The organism is Acidovorax sp. Leaf73, assembly GCF_916855635.1.
Classification (GTDB): Bacteria; Pseudomonadota; Gammaproteobacteria; order Burkholderiales; family Burkholderiaceae_C; genus Acidovorax; species Acidovorax facilis.
This window is the reverse complement of record NZ_CAKASI010000001.1, coordinates 182,280-203,523: the sequence shown is the minus strand read 5'-3', so window position 1 is coordinate 203,523 and position 21,244 is coordinate 182,280. Positions and strand designations below refer to the sequence as shown.

Annotated in this window: 22 protein-coding genes; 7 read left to right on the top strand and 15 right to left on the bottom strand. The window is 66.5% G+C overall.

Annotated elements, in window-relative coordinates; all coding sequences use genetic code 11:
* The first annotated feature begins 111 nt into the window (after positions 1–111).
* Positions 112–534: a DUF1810 domain-containing protein gene (locus LPA35_RS01020; protein ID WP_228894530.1), complete on the top strand. Its 423-nt coding sequence runs from the start codon at positions 112–114 to the stop codon at positions 532–534.
* 71 nt (positions 535–605) lie between these two features.
* On the opposite strand, the gene LPA35_RS01015 is transcribed toward LPA35_RS01020, so the two are convergent.
* Positions 606–1,586, bottom strand: a complete 981-nt coding sequence (locus LPA35_RS01015; RefSeq protein ID WP_228894528.1) for an AraC family transcriptional regulator — start codon at positions 1,584–1,586, stop codon at positions 606–608.
* A 143-nt stretch (positions 1,587–1,729) separates the two neighbouring features.
* Here LPA35_RS01015 and LPA35_RS01010 point away from each other — a divergent pair, with 143 nt between their 5' ends.
* Positions 1,730–2,119 (top strand): nuclear transport factor 2 family protein, encoded by a 390-nt coding sequence (locus LPA35_RS01010; protein WP_228894522.1) that lies wholly within the window; start codon positions 1,730–1,732, stop codon positions 2,117–2,119.
* A 131-nt stretch (positions 2,120–2,250) separates the two neighbouring features.
* Here LPA35_RS01010 and LPA35_RS01005 read toward each other — a convergent pair whose 3' ends face one another.
* The 5 genes from LPA35_RS01005 to LPA35_RS00985 all read right to left on the bottom strand — a co-directional run bounded on the left by LPA35_RS01005 (position 2,251) and on the right by LPA35_RS00985 (position 6,503).
* Positions 2,251–3,135 carry an alpha/beta fold hydrolase gene (locus LPA35_RS01005; protein WP_228894518.1) on the bottom strand — a complete coding sequence of 295 codons (885 nt, stop codon included), beginning with the start codon at positions 3,133–3,135 and terminating at the stop codon, positions 2,251–2,253.
* A gap of 94 nt (positions 3,136–3,229) precedes the next feature.
* The gene (locus tag LPA35_RS01000; RefSeq protein WP_228895898.1) at positions 3,230–4,750 is read right to left on the bottom strand and encodes a carotenoid oxygenase family protein; all 1,521 of its coding nucleotides are present in this window, start codon (positions 4,748–4,750) and stop codon (positions 3,230–3,232) included.
* Positions 4,751–4,775: 25 nt separating this feature from the next.
* Positions 4,776–5,192 (bottom strand): DUF2141 domain-containing protein, encoded by a 417-nt coding sequence (locus tag LPA35_RS00995; protein ID WP_228894517.1) that lies wholly within the window; start codon positions 5,190–5,192, stop codon positions 4,776–4,778.
* Between the two features lie 44 nt (positions 5,193–5,236).
* Positions 5,237–5,686 (bottom strand): hypothetical protein, encoded by a 450-nt coding sequence (locus tag LPA35_RS00990; RefSeq protein WP_228894509.1) that lies wholly within the window; start codon positions 5,684–5,686, stop codon positions 5,237–5,239.
* A gap of 121 nt (positions 5,687–5,807) precedes the next feature.
* Positions 5,808–6,503: a class I SAM-dependent methyltransferase gene (locus LPA35_RS00985; RefSeq protein WP_228894507.1), complete on the bottom strand. Its 696-nt coding sequence runs from the start codon at positions 6,501–6,503 to the stop codon at positions 5,808–5,810.
* A 126-nt stretch (positions 6,504–6,629) separates the two neighbouring features.
* Here LPA35_RS00985 and LPA35_RS00980 point away from each other — a divergent pair, with 126 nt between their 5' ends.
* Entirely contained in the window at positions 6,630–7,511 is an 882-nt protein-coding gene (locus LPA35_RS00980; RefSeq protein WP_121506966.1) for a LysR family transcriptional regulator, read from the top strand.
* A gap of 98 nt (positions 7,512–7,609) precedes the next feature.
* Here LPA35_RS00980 and LPA35_RS00975 read toward each other — a convergent pair whose 3' ends face one another.
* The 9 genes from LPA35_RS00975 to LPA35_RS00935 all read right to left on the bottom strand — a co-directional run bounded on the left by LPA35_RS00975 (position 7,610) and on the right by LPA35_RS00935 (position 16,844).
* Positions 7,610–8,662, bottom strand: a complete 1,053-nt coding sequence (locus LPA35_RS00975) for a branched-chain amino acid ABC transporter permease (protein WP_228894506.1) — start codon at positions 8,660–8,662, stop codon at positions 7,610–7,612.
* Positions 8,659–9,558, bottom strand: a complete 900-nt coding sequence (locus tag LPA35_RS00970; RefSeq protein ID WP_010460501.1) for a branched-chain amino acid ABC transporter permease — start codon at positions 9,556–9,558, stop codon at positions 8,659–8,661. The genes LPA35_RS00975 and LPA35_RS00970 overlap by 4 nt, the downstream gene beginning before the upstream one ends.
* Positions 9,555–10,352, bottom strand: a complete 798-nt coding sequence (locus LPA35_RS00965; RefSeq protein ID WP_228895896.1) for an ABC transporter ATP-binding protein — start codon at positions 10,350–10,352, stop codon at positions 9,555–9,557. The genes LPA35_RS00970 and LPA35_RS00965 overlap by 4 nt, the downstream gene beginning before the upstream one ends.
* A 2-nt stretch (positions 10,353–10,354) precedes the next feature.
* Positions 10,355–11,131, bottom strand: a complete 777-nt coding sequence (locus tag LPA35_RS00960) for an ABC transporter ATP-binding protein (RefSeq protein ID WP_228894505.1) — start codon at positions 11,129–11,131, stop codon at positions 10,355–10,357.
* A gap of 5 nt (positions 11,132–11,136) precedes the next feature.
* A complete protein-coding gene (locus tag LPA35_RS00955) occupies positions 11,137–12,480 on the bottom strand; it encodes an ABC transporter substrate-binding protein (protein ID WP_228894504.1) in 1,344 nt (447 codons plus the stop codon).
* 30 nt (positions 12,481–12,510) lie between these two features.
* On the bottom strand, positions 12,511–13,431 hold the full coding sequence (locus LPA35_RS00950; RefSeq protein ID WP_228894503.1) for a transporter: 921 nt from the start codon (positions 13,429–13,431) through the stop codon (positions 12,511–12,513).
* A gap of 154 nt (positions 13,432–13,585) precedes the next feature.
* The gene (locus LPA35_RS00945; protein ID WP_218299310.1) at positions 13,586–14,509 is read right to left on the bottom strand and encodes an alpha/beta hydrolase; all 924 of its coding nucleotides are present in this window, start codon (positions 14,507–14,509) and stop codon (positions 13,586–13,588) included.
* Positions 14,510–14,524: 15 nt separating this feature from the next.
* Positions 14,525–15,292 carry a coniferyl-alcohol dehydrogenase gene (locus LPA35_RS00940; protein WP_121419575.1) on the bottom strand — a complete coding sequence of 256 codons (768 nt, stop codon included), beginning with the start codon at positions 15,290–15,292 and terminating at the stop codon, positions 14,525–14,527.
* Positions 15,293–15,368: 76 nt separating this feature from the next.
* Positions 15,369–16,844 (bottom strand): benzaldehyde dehydrogenase, encoded by a 1,476-nt coding sequence (locus tag LPA35_RS00935; protein ID WP_228894502.1) that lies wholly within the window; start codon positions 16,842–16,844, stop codon positions 15,369–15,371.
* 280 nt (positions 16,845–17,124) lie between these two features.
* On the opposite strand from LPA35_RS00935, the gene LPA35_RS00930 reads away from it, so the two are divergent.
* From LPA35_RS00930 to map, 4 genes are all read left to right on the top strand, one after another.
* On the top strand, positions 17,125–19,062 hold the full coding sequence (locus tag LPA35_RS00930; RefSeq protein ID WP_228894501.1) for a sigma-54-dependent Fis family transcriptional regulator: 1,938 nt from the start codon (positions 17,125–17,127) through the stop codon (positions 19,060–19,062).
* A gap of 166 nt (positions 19,063–19,228) precedes the next feature.
* Positions 19,229–19,780: a hypothetical protein gene (locus tag LPA35_RS00925; protein ID WP_228894500.1), complete on the top strand. Its 552-nt coding sequence runs from the start codon at positions 19,229–19,231 to the stop codon at positions 19,778–19,780.
* A 375-nt stretch (positions 19,781–20,155) separates the two neighbouring features.
* Positions 20,156–20,434 carry a ParD-like family protein gene (locus LPA35_RS00920; RefSeq protein ID WP_228894499.1) on the top strand — a complete coding sequence of 93 codons (279 nt, stop codon included), beginning with the start codon at positions 20,156–20,158 and terminating at the stop codon, positions 20,432–20,434.
* Complete coding sequence (gene map, locus LPA35_RS00915; protein WP_228894498.1) at positions 20,434–21,234, top strand: type I methionyl aminopeptidase; 801 nt, start codon at positions 20,434–20,436, stop codon at positions 21,232–21,234. Before LPA35_RS00920 ends, map begins: the two co-directional genes overlap by 1 nt.
* The last annotated feature ends 10 nt before the right edge of the window (positions 21,235–21,244 follow it).

Below are 21,244 nucleotides of genomic sequence, written 5' to 3'. Positions count from 1 at the left end.
CGTGTCACGCGCACGCGCCCCCTCCCCTGCACTGCCATCACCATTCAATTCTTGCCCTGCCACGGGTTCGCAGTCACCATCCACTGCAACCAGCCCACCACCCAATCCAGCATGCCCCTCCCCCCAGTTCTCGACCGTTTCCTCCAAGCCCAGGAGCCCGTCTGGCCCCGTGTGATCGCTGAGCTGCGGGCGGGCAAAAAGCGCACGCATTGGATGTGGTTTGTGTTTCCGCAGATACAGGGGCTGGGGCACAGCGACATGGCCCAGCGCTATGCCATTCAATCGATGGCCGAGGCGCAGGCTTACCTGGCGCACCCGGTGCTTGCCGGGCGCCTGCGCGAGTGCTGCCAGATCCTGCTGGATTTGGAGACGTCTTGTGCGCTGGATGTGTTGGGCTCGCCAGACGACCTCAAGCTGCGTTCCAGCATGACGCTGTTTGGCGAAGCTTCTGCGCCGGGCAGCGTGTTCGAGGCGGTGCTGCAAAAGTATTTCGGCGGGGAAAAAGACCCGCGCACAGTCCAACTGCTTGGGTAGCTTGCTGGCTGCGCAGCTGCGGGCGCCGTGCGTCTCGGGCAGGGCATGCCCCGGCGCGTCGGCCGGGCCGTTCAGGCTGTGGGCCGTGGGTGAATCGGGAGCGAAGCCGTTGCCTGCATGCGCCCCGCCATCTCCTGTTGATTGGCCGTCTGCCTGCTGCGAAATTCGGTCGGGGTGCACCCCGCCTCCCGCTTGAAGAACTTGGCGAAGTTCGCCAGATCGCTATAGCCCAGCCCCTCGGCGACGCGCGCCACCGGCCAGGTGGTATGGGCCAGCAGGCGCTTGGCCTCCAGAACGACGCGGGCGGAAATGAAGGCCTTGGGCGTGACTCCGGCTGCTTCCAGCGACGCGCGCACCAGGCTTTTCTCGGAGCAGCCCAGCTGCTGTGCGTACCGGGGCAGTTGGTGCCAGGTGGCAAAGTGCTTCTCCACCAGCAACTCAAACGCCTTGAATCTCTGCAGCGCGCGCCCCGGAGGAACGCGCTGCGCAGATTGCTGCTCGTGCGCCATGCGCAGCCGCGTCAGCAACGCATAGAGCTGATAGCGCAACAGGGCATGGGCATGCAGCGATGCGGCGTGGGTCTGCGTGTCCTGGTGCATCTGCGCAATGGCGTGGGCAATCACCGGCGCGCTGACGCTGCCCAGCGCCCACGCGGTCGGCAGGCCGTCCAGCCCGTCGAGAGGGGTCTGCGCCTGCGCGGCGGGGGCCGCTGCCCACAGAAATTCGGGGCGGAACAGCACCATCCACCCGTCCCAGTCCTGGGTGTCTCCAAAACTGTGGGCTTTGCCGGGCCGCAGGACCAACACCGAGCCCGGGCCGCAGCGCACGTGCTCGAAGTCCACCAGGTGGAGGCAGGTTCCCTGCGTCACAAAGATCAGGGTCGGAAAGGCGTAGCGGTAGGTGGACGCCAGCGCCTCACCGCCCACCCGTTGCCGCAAGTCCGATACCCGGAATATCTCCAGGTCGAGCGGGTACAGCCCCTCGGGCTGGTAGCTCAGGTGCTGGATGTCGGGGTGGCGGGCTGCGGTGGGTTTGTGGTGGCGTGGGGTCATGGGTCAGCAACGGCGGGTGCAGAGGTTTGTCCTGAAGTGACAGTAAATCGCCCCATTTTCACCGCCTGCTGGGGTTTTTATTGTCCAACAATGACTTCACAGCGCCACAAGGGGCGTTGCCCCAAAACCACCAAGGAATCCCCATGCACGCCATTGAAATCGCCAAAACCTACATCCAAGCCGCACAAACCGGCGACCAGGCTACCCTCGGCCGCGTCATCTCGCCCGACGTGGTTTGGCACCAGCCGGGCCACAACCAGTTCTCGGGCACCCACCGTGGCATGGCAGCCGTGGGCCAGATGCTGGGCCAGATGATGGCCGTGTCGAAAGGAACGTTTGCGATCACCCGGGCCGACCACTACATGGCCAACGGAGACTGGGTGGCCGTGAGCATCGAGTTTGCAGGCGACCGCGACGGCCTCACGCTCCAGCAGGCGGGTGTGGATCTGCTGCACATCGTGGATGGAAAGATCGTCGAGGTTCGCCTGTTCTCCAGCGATCCGGCACAGGAAGACGCGTTCTGGGGCGAGTGACGGCACACGGCCTGCCCTTGCCTGTGCACCCTAGCCACCGGCTTGGGGCAGGCAACGCGGGTTTTTTGAGTAAAAAAGATGCTTACCGCCCGTCTGTATTCATTGTTAGCTATTTAATTTATAGCAATCAATTACCCACCAGATTGCACGCCCTGTGTGCACGCACCCGGCAACCCGCCTGCCGCAGTTGCGCACCCCGGCGCAGCAGCGCGGGCCGCCTGAGAGGCACGGGCGGCCTGCACCGCATCGCGAATCGCCTGCACCACCGCCTCGGGCTTCTCCAGGGGGATGCCGTGCCCGCTGTCCACCCACACCTGGGTGGAGCCTGGATAGAGGTGCGCGATGTCGGCGCGTTTTCGGTGCACATCGTCGGCCAGTGCAGGGGAAGCCCCCGGGGTGCGCAGCGCGCTGAGCACAAACACGGGCACAGCGGGGTCCACCGGCAGGCTGGCAACGAGTTGCCCGGTGGCATCCAGCGCTGCCAGCTCCTGCTTGACTACGTCAGAGGTGCTCAGGCGGAACGCCACTTTCAGCCATGTCGGCCACAGGTCTGGGTTGCCAGCCCCTCGCATCTGGTCGGGGTGGGTGGAGTCCACCAGCACCAGCGCGGCCACCTCGCCGGGGTATTGGCGCGCAAAGAGCTGCATGTACAAGCCGCCCAGCGAATGGCCCACCAGCACGTAGGGTGGCGGCAGCTTGCGGGACTTGAGCAGCGCCCGCAGTTCCTCCACCACATGGGCGCCGTCGCGGGGGCCTGGCGATGCCTCGCTGTGGCCGTAGCCTGCGCGGTTGTAGGCCAGCGCGGTGGTCTCCTGCACGGTGTCTGGCCAGACCTTGGCCCACCAATCGAGGCTTGCCCCCAGCCCGTTCTCGAACACCACCACCGGTGCACCCTGCCCTGCCAGGGCGTGTTCTACCGTGCGCCCGCCCGCCGAGTCAGTCACCACGCCGGGCACCGTGGCACAGCCCGCCAGACACACGGACAACCACAAGCCCGCCAACCGCCATCTTTTCATTTCGCCTTGACTATTTTGTTGAGTGAAGCCGCCGCGCTTGCGGGTGCAAGCCAGGGCCTTTGAAAACCTGCCGGGGGCACGCCAAGGCAGCGCATCAGGCCGCCACAAACACGCCGTGCAGCCCCAGCGGCAGCGCATACGGCAGCGTGGCCTGGGCCACGGGGCCGTCGGCCAGCGCGTCGGCGGCAAAACACGACAGCAGGGTTTGCTTGCGGGCGTAGTCCAGCGCGGTGCCCAGCACCCAGCCGGGGCCGCGCGCGTCGGGCACCCAGACATGCTCTTCCACGATGGTGTGGGGGCCGTAGCGGAAGCGCTGCGACACGCCGGTCTCTACGTTGGTGGAGGCAATGGCGCCCCACAGCGGCAGGCCGCCCTGGGTGCCGGTGGCATGGACGACCTGGCGGTGCCGCTGCCCGACCCGCCGGGGGTCGATGCGCGGAAACTCCGCCTCCACACCCAGGCTGGCCTGCGTGGCCTGGCCGGTGCGTAAGTCCAGGCGGGCCACCGTCAGCACCGGGCCTGCCGAACCCGCCAGCCGGGCGCGCATCACCTCGCGCGTGTCGGTGAGGACGCCGGATGCGTCGGCTGCGCGCGCGTAGTCGAGGTGAATCACCGTGCCACTGGCGGTGTGCTCCTCCCAGGCGTTGCCCAGGTGGAACAGGAAACCCGCAGGCAAGTGGAACATCTGCTGCCGCTTCCAGTCCTGCTTGTGGACCACCAGCACACGCATGCCCAGCTCGGGGCGCCATTGGTGCGCGTCCAGCACGCTCGCCCCGGCCAGGCGGCGCTGCGCGTCGTACACCAGCGGGGGCAGCAGAAAGACGAGGTGCCCGGCCGTGACCGCAAAGTCGTGCACCATGGGCATGTGGCTGAGCGGGAACGCCTCGGCGCGCCGCAGCGCTCCTGCTGGAGCGATCTCGTACAGCAACAACAGGCCGTGGTGGGCGTCCACGCCGAAGTTCCAGATCGTGCCGTCGGGCTCCACCCGGGGGTGGGCCGAGAAGGGCACGCCTGCCAGGTCTGCGCGCCAGGTCTTGAGGCCCCGGGTCTCCAGCGTGCGGGGGTCCAGGCGCGTGGCCGAGCCGCCCTCCCACAGAGCCAGCACATCGTCACCCACGGGCAGCATGCTGATGTTGGCGGCGTTCATGCTGTCGGGCGAGCTGGGTGGCTCGCGGCCCGGGAACACGGTGCCAAAGCCTTCGGTCAGCCTGCGGCCCGCCTGGACTTCAGCCAGCCGCTTGGAGGTGGCCACATAGCGGCCCTGGTGGTGCACCATGGTGCCGCCGATCACAAAACGGTGGGCCATCCCGTCGCCGTCAAACCAGTGCTGGTAGCGCTCTCCGCCCAGGTCGTGGCCCGCCGGGCCCACGCGGTACAACGTGCCCGCCACGGCATCCGGAAAGCGCCCGCGCACCCTGGCTGCTGTCAGAGGAATGTCTGCCGCCGCAGTGGCAAACGCCGGCTTCCACGGCGCCTCGGACGCCTCGAACTGGGTGTGCCAGTTGGCGGAAGACGCATGCGCGTGCGCCGCGCGGGGCACCTGGGATGCCAGGGACGCAAGCAAGGGGCCGCCGCCAGCGGCCATGAGCCGCAGCACCAGATCACGGCGATGGATGGACATGAGTACGCCTCCAGGGGGTTCAGCGCAGGCGGATGGTGATGCTGTGGTCGGCATCCAGCGGCACGGCCGCCGCGTCGAAACCGGGCGGGCCCATCCGGCCCCGGGCGTCGTTGGAGAAGCCATACCGCTCTGTGGGCAGGCCAAGCAGGTTGGTGTCCAGCTTGGCGTTGCCGTTTTCGTCGGCAAACGACTTGACCACGTAGCGCCCGGCGGGCAAGCCACTGAACACCAGCTGCGCGGCACCGTCGCGCAGTTCGATCTTTTGCGAGACCACCGCCTGGTTGCTGGCAAATGCATCGGCCGAGTCAAACACGGCGAGGTAGAGCGTTGCTGGCGCAGCGGGGCCGTCGGTCACGACAACCCGCAGGTCGGCAGCGCTGGCCGCCAGGGGCAGCCAGGCCGCAGCCATCAACAAGGTGGTGTGGATCACCTTCATGGCGTTCTGCGTACGGGGCTGCGTGGAAGGTGGGAGCGCAAACATCAGCACCGCCCGGCCGCTTTCAGCAAGGCGTTGCACTCGGGGCTGGCATTGCGGCCACGGGCGGCAGGCGCCGTGGCTGCTGCTGGCGCTGCGGCTGCAGGGCTGCTGCTACCGCTCTTGCTGCCCACCATGGCTGTGCAGATGGCGTCGGAATGGGGTGTTTGCCCAAAGCTCATGGCCTTCTGAAAGCCTGTGGCGCCGTACACGTAGCACCGGTAGGTGGCGCCGTCGCGGGTGTTGACGGTGTAGTTGACCCGGCCACCGGTTTCCTCCTGGCGATCGGTGATGGTGAACTGGTCGGCAGTCCGCCCGATGGCTTGCGCTGTGCGCTGCTCCAGGCCCGACTGGTCGAGGGTGGAAGCGCAACCGGCGAAGAGCGCCAGGGTCAGCGCCCCGGCAGACCAGCGAACAAAGCGGGTGCGGTGCGATGAGTGGGAAGAAACAGACATGACAGGCTCCTTGGGCTCAATGGGGAATGAACAAAACGGCTCGGCAAAAACCAGCAGGCAAAACAACTCCCTGCGTCCCCAAAAAGGGCCGCATGCGTTGCGGTGAAAGGAGGAGGAAAGATCAGCCCGGTTTGCGGGCCACGACAAAGGCACGGATGTCCTTGCCGCGCGTGCCATGCCGCTCGGCGCAGACGATCTGCAAGCCCTGCTGCACCATGGCCGACTGCAGCCGCTGTTCGCCAAAACACAGCACGGGCGGGGCCTTGCCAATGGCGCGCATCAGCGGCACGGCCAGGTAGGGAATCAGCGGGTTCATCTCGGCAAGGCAAGCCGTCTTGGAGATCAGCACCCCACCCGGCCGCAGCACCTGCACCACCTGCTTCAGCGCACCGTCGAGGTCGCTCGCCAGGTGCAGCACGTTGAAGGCCAGCACCGCGTCGTACGCAGCCTTCCCAAAGGTCGCGGCCTCGGCGTCGGCCACGGCAAAACTCAGCTGTGGCGAGGGCTGCGCGGCCAGCCGCTGGTGGGCAATGGCAATCATCTGGGGCGAGACATCGGTGGCCAGCAAGCTGCGGGTGAAAGGCGCCAGGCGCAGCGCCGTGCTGCCCGTGCCGCAGCCGATCTCCAGCACGTCATGCTGGGTGGACAGCAGGCCCTGCACACGCTGCAGTGTGGCCTCATACCCCGCCAGGTCGGCAATGGGGTCGGCTGCGTACTTGGGCGCGATGCGGTCCCAGAACCGCGCTTGGGACGCCGCAGCCGAACGTACCGCAGAGGGAGAAGCGCTGGAGGCGGGAGCAATGGCGGGCAAAGACATGGATACGGTTCGGGGGAAGTGCTGAGGCGGTGGAATGCAGGAATGCAACGAACAACACCTGGATGCTATCCATGCATTGAAGCGCAGGAAACTGCGGTAAATTGCAGTGAACATATACATTTACGCATGGATAACCTCGACTGGAATCAGCTGAAAGCCTTTCTGCAAACGGCCCAGACCGGCTCACTGTCTGCCGCCGCGCGCAAGCTGGGCCTGACCCAACCCACCCTGAGCCGGCAGGTGGCCGCCATTGAGCAGCAGATGGGGGTGACGCTGTTCGAGCGCGTGGGCAAGGCCATGGTGCTCACGCCCACGGGGCTGGACCTGTTGGAACACGCCCGCGCCATGGGCGCTGCCGCCGAGGCGCTGGGCTTGGCGGCTAGCGGGCGGTCGCAAGCGGTAGGGGGCGTGGTGTCGGTGTCGGCCACCGACGCCGTGGCCGCCTACCTGCTGCCGCCCATCGTGCAGCGCCTGCGCGCGCAGGAGCCAGGCATTGCCGTCGAAGTGATCTCGTCCAACGCGCTGAGCGACCTGCTGCGCCGCGAGGCCGACATTGCCATCCGCCACGTCAAGCCCGAGCAGCCCGACCTGATCGCTCGCCTGATCCGTGAGGCACAGGCCTACTTCTACGCCTCAGAGGACTGGGTCCAGGCCCACGGCCATCCACGCAACGCACAGGAGGCCGCACGCTTGCCCTTTGTGGGCTCAGACCGCAATGGCCAATACCTGGCGTACCTGCGCCAGCACGGGCTAAACCTGAGCGAGGACAACTTCAGCTGCTACTCCGACCACACCGTGGCCCACTGGGCGCTGGTGTGCCAAGGCATGGGCATCGGCGCCATGATGACCGAGATCGCGCGCAAGACGCCGGGCATGGTCCGGGTGCTGGACGACCTGCCGCCAGTGCGCTTTCCCATCTGGCTGGTGTCCCACCGCGAGCTGCGCACCTCGCGGCGGATTCGGGTGGTGTTTGAGGCGCTCGCCGAGGGGTTGCAGGGCGAGGACTGAGGGCGCGCCGTTGCGCCTCTGCGCGGCCCTTCGCGCGCCCGGCCCTGCCGTGGACTAGGGCCTCTGTTCACACTATTTTTCGCCAGTGCGAAGAGGCCCTAACCTCCATCCACCGTGTGCGACGTGCCTAGACGCACCCGGTACCCCGCCGACAGCAGGTGCACATCCCAGCGCTGCTGCACCGCCCCCCATATGCCCCTGGGCAAAAACAGCGCAAACAGCATGGCAATGGCGCCCAGGCCGATGAGGTAGAGCACGCCCTGCCCGCCCCATAGCGTTTCCACCGCAAAGAAAAGCAGCGCGCCGAGGATGGGGCCTTCCATGGTGCCTATCCCCCCCACCAACACCATGAAGATCATGTAGGCCGTCCACTGCACGCTGAAATAGGTCTTGGGCTGAAAGCTGATGGACGTGGCGAGCCACAGGCCGCCGGCCAGGGCGCAGCCGAACGCCGACAGCACGAACACCAGCCGCTTGATGGCGACCACGCGCACGCCGAGCGAGATGGCTGCCACCTCGTTGTCACGAATCGCCTGCGCGGCCGTGCCCACCTTGCTGCGCAAAAGCAGGAAGACCACCCAGCACAGCCCCGCCATCGCAGCGAGAGCCGCCCAGTAGGTATAGGCACGCCGGTCGTCGGCCGCGTACTGCTGCAGCGCGATCATCGAGGTGCCCGTCTCGCCCTGCACCAGGCTGTCGAGGTTCACACACAGGTGCGCAAGCGCCGCTACCACCCACATGCCGATCGCAAATTCGCCACCCTGCAGCCGCAGCATGAAGGCCGCCAACGGCACCGCCACCAGCGCCACCAGCACAGCGCCCACCAGCAGCGCCGGGTACGGCCCCAGGCCCGCATCGGCCAGCCGCACCATGGCGTAGGCGCCGAGGCCAAAGAACGCCTGGTGACCAATCGACACCAGCCCGGCGTAGCCCGCCAGCGCGTTCCACATCACGGCCAGGATCACGTAGATGAACAGCGTGGTGAGCCGGTCTACCGTGCCTGCTTGCAGCCACAGTGGGCCCAGGCAAAGCACGGCCAACAGCAGCACGGTGGCACTGGCGAAGGCGATGGACGCGCGCGTCCAGCGCTGGATGACCCATGGGGATGGGCCCGTGATTGCGAAAGGAACAGAGATCGTTGGAACAGTCATGGCACAGCCCTGCGGCGGGAGGAGAAGAACCTGCGCAGCGCACCGCTCGCGTAGAGCCTGGCCAGCAGGATGACCAAAAAAGTGGCGTGCCCGGCGATCAGAAACCCCTGGGGATGCACCTGCGCCCCCAGGTTCTGCGCCACGCCCAGCACCACGCCGCCCAGCAAGGTGCCCCACAGCGATCCCGCGCCGCCGATGATGACGGCCTCAAACGCAAAGATCAGTTGCTGCGGGCCCGAGAACGGATCGAACGTGGCGCGAAGGGCCAGCGACGCCCCGGCCAGCGTGACGGTGACCATGGTGATGGCCGAGGCCGCCGCAAACACCGTACCGGTGCGCACGCCCACCAGGCGCGCGGTGTCGGCGTCTTCCGACGCTGCGCGGATCTGCCGCCCCAGCGCCGTGTGCGCCAGCATCGCGTGCAACCCGCCCAGCAGCAGCACCGCCAGCACCAGCACCAAGGTGGGCAGCTGCCCGACATATAGGCCGCCGGGCAGCTCCCAGCTGTCGTACGCCAGCGTGCCGATCGAGGTGGCCAGCGAACGCGTGTCGGCGCCAAAGTGCTGGAACAACACGTTGTCGATCACGCTGGCCAGGCCAAACGTGGCCAGCAGCGGCACCAGGGCGCCCAGGCGCGCGCTGCGCTCCAGCACCAGCTTGTGCAGCAGCCAGCCCAGCAGCGCCATGGCAGGCACCACCGCCAACAGGGCCAGCAGCGGATGCCAGCCCATCGGTTCGGCCAGCACCCACAGCAGGTAGGCCGCCACCACGGTCAGGCTGCCGTGGGCCAGGTTGATGATGCGCATCACCCCGAACATGAACGACAGGCCGCAGGCGAGCAAGGCGTAGTAGCCGCCGAGCAATAGGCCCTGGACGATCTGATTGAGAAGGTTCATGCGGCCTCCTTGTGGGCGGGGTGGACGTGGCTCGCGTGGTTGGCAGCTTCGCCGTCGGCACTGCCCGTGGTGTGGCTGACGGGCGCAGGTTCGGGCCGCTGCGCGCCAAAGTAAAACGCGGTGATCTGCGCACGGGTGAGCTGGTTGGCGGGCGCATCGGCCACCACGCTGCCTTCGAGCATGCAGACAATGCGGCTGGCCACGGCCTGCACGCGCTGCAAATCCTGCTCCACCAATACCAGCGTAGTGCCCTGCCCCACCACGCCACGCAGCGCGTCGTACACGCCCTGCACGGCCAGGGGCGACAGGCCCAGCGAGACCTCGTCGAGCAGCAGCACGCGCGGGTTGGTCATGAGCGCGCGGCCAATGGCCACGGCCTGTTGTTGCCCGCCCGACAGCTCGCCCGCTTTGGCATTCAGCTTGGGGGCCAGCTGCGGGAAAGCGTCCAGCACGGTGTCAAAACTCCACTGTCCGCGCCGGCCCGCCGCGCGGGCCACCAGCAGGTTTTCGCGCACGGTCATGCCCGCAAACAGGCGCCGCCCCTCGGGCACCAGGGCCAGGCCCTCAGCCACACGCTGGTGGGCGGGCAGGCGGGTGATGTCCACACCGTCCCACCGCACCGTGCCGCTGCTGGCGCGGTGGGCACCGGCCAGCGTGCGCAGCAGCGTGGTCTTGCCCGCGCCGTTGGCCCCCACCAGGGCCAGGACGTCGCTCTGGTGCACCTGCAGCGACACATTGCGCACGGCAGGCAGCTGCCCGTGGTGGGCGTTCAGGTTGTCAATACTCAACAACACGCTCATGCCGCCACCCCGCCCAGATAGGCCTCGACCACGGTGGCATCGTTCAGCACGGCCTGCGGGTCGCCGCTGGCAATGATCCGCCCGCCATCCATGCACACCAGGCGTGTGGCCACCTGCAGCAGCACATGCACCATGTGTTCGATCCAGACGATGGCGATGCGCTGGCTGCGAAGGGTGCGCACCAGGTCCACCAGTTCACTGGCCTCAGCATCGGTCAGCCCGCCGCCGATCTCGTCGAGCAGCAGCACCTGGGGGCCGGTGGCCAGCGCCCGCACCAGCTCCAGCCGCTTGCGGCCCAGCAGGCCCAGAGTTTCGGCACGGCGGTTGGCCAGCGCCTCCATGCCACACAGGCGCAGGCACTCCATGGCCCGGTCACCCGCGTCGCGGGCGTGCAGGGCCGCGCCATGCGTGGCGCCGGTGAGCACGTTTTCAAACACCGTCATGCCCAGGAACGGACGGGGCACCTGGTGGGTGCGCGCAATACCTGCACGGCAGCGGTCTGCCGCACTGCGGGCGCTCACATCCACCCCCTGGAACCAGACGGTGCCCTGACTTGGCGCAAACGCTCCGGCCAACACGTTCAGCAGCGTGGTCTTGCCCGCACCGTTGGGCCCGACGATGCCCACGGCCTCGTCACTGCCCACTGAAAAATCGAGCTGATTCAGCACTTTGAGCGCACCAAATCGCATGTCGATGTCCTGCGCCTGCAGTAGTAACGGCTGCTGCTCTGGCCCGCCCGTTGGCGGGCTCCAAAGGGGTTGTGGATGTCGCATGGAGATCAGCTGTAAGACTTGAGCGCCGCCGCCACGGGGATGTTGCGGTCGGTGGCGTTCTCGGTGATGAGGAGGTCGAGCTTGAACTTGCTGCCCGCTGCGGGCTTGACCCACTGCGCGCCCACCACCGGTGTCACCGACACGTTGGGCACAGGCCCCTTGGCAAAGTCCACCGGGCCTTGCATGGTGGTGGCCTTGAGCGTGCTGATGGCCTTGGCCAGCGCCGCCTTGTCGCGCGGGTTGGTGCTGGCTTTGAGCGCCTCGGTGCCTGCATCGAACAGCGACATGGTGGAGCCCAGCATCTGTGTCCACTGCTTGCCGGTGCTGGCCTCATACGCATCGGCCAGCTGCACGCCCGTGAGGCCTGTGAGCGCTGACGCGTAGGGAAAGCTCTTGTGCCAGAAGCATCCAGCGCCTAGGTTCAGCGCCAGCGGGCCCAGGGCCTCCACCTGCGAGGGCACAAGGCCCGTCTTCGCGATCTGCGCAATCTTCACCATGCGCGTGTAGCCCTGCTGCGCCGCCTGCCGCCAGAAGGTGGCGAAGTCTGGCGGAATGGGGAAGGTGTTGAAGATCTCGCAGCGCTCGGCCTTGAACTTGGCGATCTGTGCTGAGTAGTCGGTGGTGCCGTTCTCATACGGCCCGGCGTCCACCACGGTGAAGCCCGCCTTGGCGAGCTCAGGCGCCAGCGTGGCGCGAATCGCGTTGCCGTCGGCATCGTTGGGGTACAGCACGCCAATCTTCTTGTTGGTGGGCAGCGCAGAAAACTGCGAGGTGTACGACGTGGTGAAGCTGCCGCCGCCAAACGAGAAGTGGTACGTCCACTTGAAGGGCGATGGCGCGCCGGGCTTGGCGCCCCGGCCAAAGTACCAGGCCTCCCACGGCATCACCGTAGACAGGCAGGGCACGCCCGCCGCCTCACACGCATCCGACACCGGGTTCACCGTTTCGGGTGTGGTGGTGGTGAGCATGAGGTCGATCTTGTCGCTGTTGATCAGCGCCTTGGCCAACTGGCTGGCGCGGGCCGGGTCCGACTGCGTGTCGCGGTCCAGGATCTCCACCGCGTACTTCACGCCGCCAATGGTCAGGCCTGCAGCCAGCGTCTTGCGCACCTGGGCCAGGATGAAGGTGTCGGTTTCGCCCAGGGCGCCCAGCGGGCCGGTGCGGGGGCTGATGAAGCCGACCTTGAGCACGGGCGCTGCGCCTGCGGCCTGGGCCCACAGCGGGCCGGCACCCAGCGCCAGGCCACCAGCGCCTGCAGCAGCGATTAGCCCACGGCGCGAGATGGTGCAGGATACGACCTGCGCAATGTCTGAGGCGGCCACAGTGGATTCAGGAGTGTTGGTTGTCATGGAATATGTCTCCAGCGATTCGTTGAAATTTCAGAAAGGGATGGTGGTCTTGAGCCAGAACTGCGAGCCCTGCGCACGGTTGCGCACGCCGAACTCCTTTTCCACCTTGGCGGTGATGAGCCAGCCCTTGCCATTGGCGTAGCGCACCGAGGGGCCGATGGACTGGCTGCGGCCACGCGATCCCGCCAGCGCCACACCGCCCACCTTGTCGTCGCTCCACTGCCGGTAGACATAGCCGCCCACACCCACTACCCAGCCATTGCCCAGGCCCCAGCCTGCGGCGTAGTCCACGATGAGTTCACGGCCCGAGCGGTAGTTGGTGTCGCTGTTGGTGCGGTTGAAGTTGAGGGTGGCCTTCACGTCGCCGTTGAAGCCACTGGGGTCCATCCAGGTCAGCACGCCCAGGGGCTGCAGCGACAGGTAGTTGCGCCCAATGTTGGCCTGGCGCGTGCGGTCATACGCCCCGGTGGGCAGCACGGCATCGAGCCCCAGCACGCTGTGAAGCTGCGGGGAGTGGTGCCAGGCCACCGAGCCCCCCACCGTCACATCGCCCAGTCCGGTGCGCGAATCGCTAGCGCCCCCGGCGCGCACCGACAGGTCCACCAGCGGGAAGATGGCGTGGGCCGCCACATGGCCGCCCAGCGCCTCCTGGGGCGTGATCCAGATCACGCGTGTGGCAGCGGCGACGGCACGCACCTTGAAACCGGGGATGGGCACGGCGTTGCCCTGGCCATCGTTCACGCGACTGGTGGTGTAGTAGTTGACGTACTCCAGCACATACAGCCCAGGCGGCGGCGCAGCGCCTGCCACGAAGTTCTCAGTGCCCAGCGGGTAGGTGGAGCCCCCGCCCTCGGTGGCGAAGGCCGCTGCACCCAGCGTGCTGGCCAGGGCCAGCGCGGCGAGGCGGCTTGTTTTGGGGAGCGATGCTTTCAGTCTCTGCAGCGTTTTCATGTCGTTTGTCTCCTCGTTGTTATGTCGATCGGTTTTCTGTGGCTCCGCGCAGGCCATGGCTGGGTGGCGCGCAGGCTCGCGCCCCGGCCTGTGCCGGTGGGGCGCGGCCGGTGCGTCGGCCCTGGGGTGGTTGGGGCTGGAGGACGCCGCTGCGCTATGCAGCAGCCGCCACCGCCGTGCGCTGGTGCGCGGCAATGAACCGGCCCGCCTGCTCCAGCGAGGCCAGCGCTTCATCCAGCGCGGGCGCAAAAAGCTGCCAGCAATGCACCATGCCGTCCCACACGGTGCAGTCCGCTTGCACGCCCGCCGCCTTCAAGCGGGCGGCCATGGTCACGGCGTCGTCGCGCAGGCGTTCCCAGCCGCCCACTTGCAGTTGCACAGGGGGCAACCCTTGCAGATCGGCGCTGTAGAACGGCGTGACTGTGGGTGAACGCACATCGCCACCGGGCACGTACATGGCGTTGAAAAAGCCCATGAGCTCGCGCGTGATGAACGGGTCGTCCACCGTGTGGTGGGACACACCTTCGGACGCCAGGTCCAACGCGGGTGACAAGGCGACGATGGCCGCGGGCAGGGGCAGGCCCTGGTTGCGTGCACGCACGGCCGTGGACAAGGCCAGGTTACCGCCCGCCGAGTCACCCATCAGCGCGATGGCCGACGCGGCATAGCCGTTGGCCAGCGCCCACTGGTAGGCCGCCAGAGCATCGTCGTGCGCGGCGGGCGCGGGGTGCTCTGGTGCCAGCCGGTAGTCCACGTTCAGCACCTGTGCACCGCTGAACTGCGCGAGATACGAGCACAGCGCCCGGTGTGATGTAAGCGAGCCGAACACAAAGCCACCCGCGTGGTAGTAGATGACCAGCCTGCGCGGGTCCGCCTGCGGCGTGCTCAGCAGCTCCGCCGCCATGGTGCCGCCCGCCCCGTTGGGGATGCGCAGCGTCTGGATGGGAAGCCCCTGGGCCAGGGGCATTCGCGAGTTGCTGGCATCAAACCACGCACGCAGCTGCGCGGGGGTGGCTTGTGGTGGCGGCGGGTTTTGCGCGGCCATCTGCAAGATGGCCTCAAGCTGTTGTGCGGACATGTGTGGCCCCTTCGCTCAGAGGTAGGTAGAGGCGAGCCCGCCATCCACCGGCAGGTTGATGCCGCTCACCCAGCGTGCCGCGTCGCTGCACAGGAAGGCAATCACCGGCGCCACTTCGTCACTGAACGCCGGGCGCTTCATGCGGTGCGCGTCTTTCTCCACCCGCTCCTGGCCCAGCATCTGTACAAAGTCGCCCAGGATGGGCGTGAACACGGGGCCTGGGGCCACGCAGTTCATGCGCACGCCGCGCTCCAGGAAGATCTTTTGCGACTGGGTGTAGGTCCACACGATCAGCGCTTCCTTGAAGTACTGGTAGCAGGTGTCTTGCGCCACGGGGTGAGCGGCCAGCCACTTCGCGCCCTCATCAAAGCTGGTGGTGGCGCCCAGTGCGCGGTGCAGCTCCAGGCGCTGGGGCCACTCGGCCCCCAGGATGGAAGAGATATTGACGATGGAGCCGCCCTCGCCCATGCGTTCCAGCACGCGGTGTGTGAAGTGCCGCAGGCCCAGGTAGTTGACGCGGCCGACCAGCTCGGCGGGCGATGTGCCGGGCACGCCCGCAATGTTGGCCAGCGCATCCACCTTGGCAGGCAGTTGCGCCACAGCATCGTTGATGGCGGCCGGGTCGCCCAGGTCCACCTGCACAAAGCCGTCGAGCGTGAGCGTGGGCGCATTGCGGTCCACACCGATCACGCGGGCGCCCTGCTGGCGGGCAAGCTTGGCAAAGTCTGCGCCGATGCCGGAGCAGCAGCCGGTGACGACGATGGTTTTGTTGTGTAGGGTCATGAAAGTTGTCTCCTGATTTTTTTGATGGGTGGACACAAGCCATGGGTGCGGCCAAGCCGCCCGAGGGCTTGCAATGTCAGAACGGGAATGCGGGCGGCGCGTCTTTGACCGTGATCCACTGCCACTGCGTGTATTCATCGATGTCCGCCGGACCACCCACGCTGCCCCCGTTGCCACCCACACCGGGGCCGCCAAAGGGGTTGGTGCACTCGTCGTTCACCGTCTGGTCGTTGATGTGGACCATGCCTGCGCGCAGGCGCTGGCCGATGGCCATGGCGCGACCCACGCTAGGGCTGATGACGGCAGCCGCCAGGCCGCCCTGGCTGGTGTTGGCCAGTTGCACGGCCTCGTCGTCGGTGCGGAAGGTGACGAGGTTGGCCACCGGGCCAAAAGGCTCTTCGTCAAACGAACGGATGCCGGGCTTGACGCCCGAGAGCACCGTGGGCTTGTAGCCAAGGCCTTCGTAGGTGCCACCCGCTTCGAGCTTGGCGCCCTGGGCCACGCTGTCTTTGATGAGCTTGTCGAAGCGTTGCAGCTGTTTGGCGTCGATCATCGGCCCCAGGGCCACTTGGCCGCTGGCGCCATCGCCCACGGGCAGGTGCGTGGCCTTACCCACCATGCGTTGCAGGATGCCTTCGGCAATCGACTCGTGCACCAGGATGCGGTTGGATGCCATGCAGATCTGCCCCTGGTGGAACCACGCGCCAAACGCGGCGGCGCTGGCGGCGGCGTCCAGGTCGGCGTCTTCCAGAATGATGAGGTTGTTGGCGCCGCCCAGCTCCAGCGACACCTTCTTCAGGTGCTGCCCGGCCAACGCGCCAATGCGGCGGCCCACCGTGGGCGAGCCGGTGAAGGCGATCATGGGCACGCGCTCGTCCACCACCAGCGCCTCGCCCGCCTCGGCATCGCCGGGCACCACCTGCAGCAGGCCCTTGGGCAGGCCCGCTTCTTCAAACACGCGGGCCATGATGAAGCCACCGCTCACTGGCGTGCGCGTGTCGGGCTTGAGCACCACCGCATTGCCCAGCGCCAGCGCCGGGGCCACCGAGCGCAAGCCCAGGATGAGCGGGAAGTTGAACGGCGAGATCACCCCCACCACCCCGTGCGGCACGCGCCGCGCAATCGACAGGCGTCCCGGCGTGCTGGGCAGCACCTGGCCCTGGGCCTGCATGGGCAAGGCTGCGGCCAGGTGGCACAGCGTGATGGCCTCGCGCACCTCGTGCTGGCCCTTGGGCACGATGCCGCCGGTTTCGCGGGCCACCGTCATGGCCAGCTCGTCAAAGTGCTGCTCAAAAATGCTGGCTGCGCGGTGGAACACGGCCGCACGCTCGCGCGGCCCCGTGGCCGCCCACGCGGCCTGCGCTTGCTGCGCGCGGCCAATGGCGGCCTGCATGTCGGCCGCACTGGCAATGCCCACGCGGCTGAACACCTGGCCCGTGGCGGGCTCGAGCGCATCACGCGCCGTGCTCAGCACGGTAGACCACGCACCATCAAAGGCCTTGCCCGCCCACAGGCGGTTGTCCAGCAGGCCTGGTTTTTCTGAAACACCCATTGCATTGCTCCTTGGTTGAAATCAAAACCCACCGCATGGCTGCGGCGGTGTGACCTCAAATTGCAACGGGCGTACCAGCCCCGCCTGCCACCAAGCCCCAAAACGCCTGAAAAACGGGCTTTTTGAGAGGGAGCGCTACGGACTTTCCCTAGGCCCAAACACGTCTGACATGGGCGACTTTTCGCCACCAAATAGTTACCATTCATAAACAAATGGCACTGCAAAGATTGATCAAATCATCACTTTTTGATCACTTTCTGATCCACAACCGGAGGCCCCCATGCCGAAGCGCCGCGTCTCTCTGGCCGACCTGCACCGCACTGCCGTGGGCCAAGGCCAGGCCTTGCTGGGCACCGTGCCTGCCGAAGCCCCCCGCGCCCTGGGTGGGTTCGACACCCATGGCATCAGCCAGCACACCCACCCCACGGTGGCCGACATCAGCGAATGCCTGTTCTTCTCGCCCGGCGACGGGCGCATCTGGCTGCAGGATCAGCGCATGATCCTGCTGCACTCCGAGGCCCTGGGCTCGCTGCGGCGCGAGCTGATCGACAGCATTGGCCTGGACAAGGCCCGTGGCCTGCTCACCCGCGCGGGCTACGTGAGCGGCGCGCGCGACGCCCGCCTGGTGCGCCAGCAATGGCCCGATGCCGAGCCCACCGCCGCCGCCATGGCCGGCACGCGCCTGCACGCGCTGGAGGGCGTGGTGCAGGTGGAGGTGGTGCACGCCCGCTACAACGCCGAGCTGGGCGAATACGACGGCGAATTCCTCTGGCACAACTCCAGCGAAGACGACGAGCACATCGCCGCCTACGGCGTGGGCGGATCGCCCGCGTGCTGGATGCAGGTGGGCTACGCCACCGGCTACGTCAGCACCTTGTTTGGCCGCATGATCGTCTTCCGCGAGGTGGACTGCCGCTCCTCCGGCGCCGCGCACTGCCGCGTGGTGGGCAAATCGGCCGAACTGTGGGATGACCCCGAGCAAGACCTGTTCTACCTGAACGCCCAGGACTTTGTGGGCACCCCGCCCGCCACACTGCCCACCTCGATGCCTGCAGGTGCGCAGGGCAAGGCCCGCACAACCTACCTGGGCGTGCCACCGGGCAAGGCGACGGCATCCAGCGATGCAGGCACCGCCGCCGAGGCCACGGCGCACGCCACCATGGTCGGCGCCTCATCCGCCTTCAACGCCGCCTGCCACATGCTGCAGCGCGTGGCCCCCACCGCCGCCACCGTGCTGTTCACCGGCGAATCGGGCGTGGGCAAGGAGATGTTTGCCAGCATGCTCCACCGCATCAGCCCGCGCAGCAGCCAGCCCTTTGTAGCCATCAACTGCGCGGCCATCCCTGAGACGCTGGTCGAATCCGAACTGTTTGGCGTGGAGCGCGGCGCCTACACCGGCGCAGGCACATCGCGCCCCGGCCGGTTTGAGCGCGCGGACGGCGGCACCCTCTTCCTCGACGAAATCGGCACGCTCAGCCTGGTGGCCCAGGGCAAGCTGCTGCGCGCCCTGCAAGAAGGCGAGGTAGAACGTGTGGGCGGCACCCGCACCGTGCGCGTGGACGTGCGCCTGGTGGCCGCCACCAACGTGGACCTGCGCCAGGCCGTCCGCGAAGGCACGTTCCGCGAGGATCTGTTCTACCGCCTCAACGTCTTCCCCATCCACCTGCCCCCGCTGCGCGACCGGCGCGACGACATCCCCCTGCTGATGAGCCACTTCTTGGCCCACTACCAGCGCAAGCACCAGCGCCAGGTGCCGGGCTTTAGCCAGGCGGCGGTGAAGGCGATGTTTCACTACCCCTTCCCCGGCAACATCCGCGAGTTGCAGAACCTGATTGAGCGGGCGGTGATCTTGGCGACGGATGGCGAGCCGATTGAGCCGCACCACCTGTTTGCGGGGGGTGAACAAAGCGGCGGCGGAGTGATGTCGCTGCACTTGCAGGGCAACAGCGGGGGGACGTTGCATGCGCAGGGGGTGGCGGGTGTGGGGGCTGCGGTGCAAACCCCACAGGCGGCTGTGGCGGCGAGTGCGCGGGCTGGTGCGGCGCTAGCGCCAGCCGCTGCGCCCGTGGTGGCTCCGCTGCACCAGGCGGAGGAGCAGATGCTGCGGCAGGCGCTGCAGAGTGCGGGGGGGAATGTGGCGCTGGCGGGGCGGTTGTTGGGGATTAGCCGGGCGACGATGGCTTATCGGGTTAAGAAGTTTGGGATTGGGTGGCGATGACGCGAAGTCGGGCTGCACAAGTGCGACTGCGAAAACCCATCTTCAACGGTCCAAAGAGGTCGCATCTGCCTTCAGAGCAACTAGCGGTACAACTGCTCGACTTGAAAGATGGGTCGACCCGTCGAATGGCGTATTGAGAGAACCAACTAACCATTGCAGCCTCGTCATGAACGAATACACCAAATATCTCTCCGTGAAATCTGCGCTCGAAGATCTTTTTGGGAGTGGTGCGTGGTACGCACTAAAAGAATCCAATCACGTCGGAACTTGGCGTAAATATGCAGACAGGACATTAAAAGCGGTTGAACTATCCGTAAAAGACTCCGTGGAGATCTATGACGACGAATGGATGCTGGAGGTATCTCGATGTTTGCAAAACGGCAAAGAGCATCTGGAGCTAGCAGATTCGATAGACGAGGTCGTTGGGGTACTGGCTGGAACCATGATCGAGATGTCCTTCATTCAACTCGGCCACATGCCCAGACGAAAAGGCACTCCGGGCCCCTATCCCTTGAGAAAAGGGGAGTGGAAGATGAACGGCTTTCGTTCAGTCGCCTATCTTCAAACCAGAGAGCAGAAAGAGGACCGCTTCTTGTCGTTACAACGTAAAGAAGTCGGCTTTGATCGACAGCTCGACCTCATGGCCGAGTACCGCAGCAGCAAGTCCAAACTCCCATACTCTGAATGGTGTGCCAAGAGATCTGAAGGAACGGAGTAAGACGCCTTCTCGTACTTGCAGCAGTCTCTCCAAGCTGCGGTAGTCATGTCTGACGAGGCCAGCATTGGAGTTCTGGCCAAAACGCCTGCTAGCGCTTGATAGATCGGCTTATGCGGTATCAAAATCATAGCAAACCACGCCGCATTCACGATAGCAGCCGGTCATCGGTGTAAACGTAGAAGCTGCCCACTCTTCTCACTGGCAACCCTTCCCGCATCTGCAGCTTGTTCCAGCGGCACCGGCAGTCGGGCGACCAATCTCGGCACCGTTGACCAGGGTTGCAAAAGTTGAACTGACGGTACCTGGGTGCCGCACACTCTCAAATTATGCGAAACATATACAATTCAAATACGTTTCGCTTAAAGGCAGCACCCCATGGGCATAGTAAAAATTTCCGACCAGATGCACGAAAACCTGCGTCTGGCCAGCACGGCGCTGAGCCGTTCCATTAACTCCCAGGCCGAGCACTGGATGCGCGTGGGCATGCTGGCCGAGATGTACCCCGACCTGGACCACCGCGAGATTTGCCAGATGCTGGTGCGGGCCGAGCTGGCGGGTGGGCTGGATGTGGCGCTGGCGGCGCGGGGTGCGCTGGACAGCAAGCCTGCTGCAGACGCTGCTCCCACCGCACGCGCCAGAAAGCAGCCGCACTGATGGCCCGCGCTGACCGTGGGGTGCCGATCCGCTCGGCCGAAGAACTGGTGATGGCGCGGCGGGCGGCGCAGCTGGCGGCCGAGGTGCTGGCGATGATTGAGCCGCATGTAGTGCCGGGCGTGACCACCGACGCGTTGGACCGCCTGTGCCACGACCACATCGTGAACGTGCAGGGCGCGCGGCCTGCCAATGTGGGCTACCTGGGGTACCCCAAGACAGTGCTGACCTCGGTGAACCATGTGGTGTGCCACGGCATTCCCTCGCCCCAGCAGATGCTGAAGAAGGGCGACATCGTGAACATTGATGTGGCGGTGGAAAAAGACGGCTGGTACGGCGACACCAGCCGCATGTTCTGCGTGGGCACGCCCAGCGTGCTGGCCCAGCGGCTGGTGCGCACCACGTACGAGGCGCTGTGCGCGGGCATCCGCACGGTGAAGCCCGGTGCCACGCTGGGCGATGTGGGCCACGCCATTGCCACGGTGGCGCAGCGCGAGAACTTCAGCGTGGTGCGCGAGTACTGCGGCCACGGCATTGGCACCGTGTACCACGACGAGCCCCAGGTGCTGCACTACGGGCGGCGCGGCCAGGGACTGCGGCTGGAGGCGGGTATGGTCTTCACCATCGAGCCCATGCTGAACGCAGGCCAGCGCGAGACCAAGGAGCTGGCCGATGGCTGGACGGTGGTGACCAAGGACCGGTCGCTCTCGGCTCAGTGGGAGCACATGGTGGCTGTGACAGACAGCGGCTTTGAGGTGCTTACAGCGTGGCCGGGGGGCACGGGCAGCTACCCTGCGATTTAGGGATGGCCTG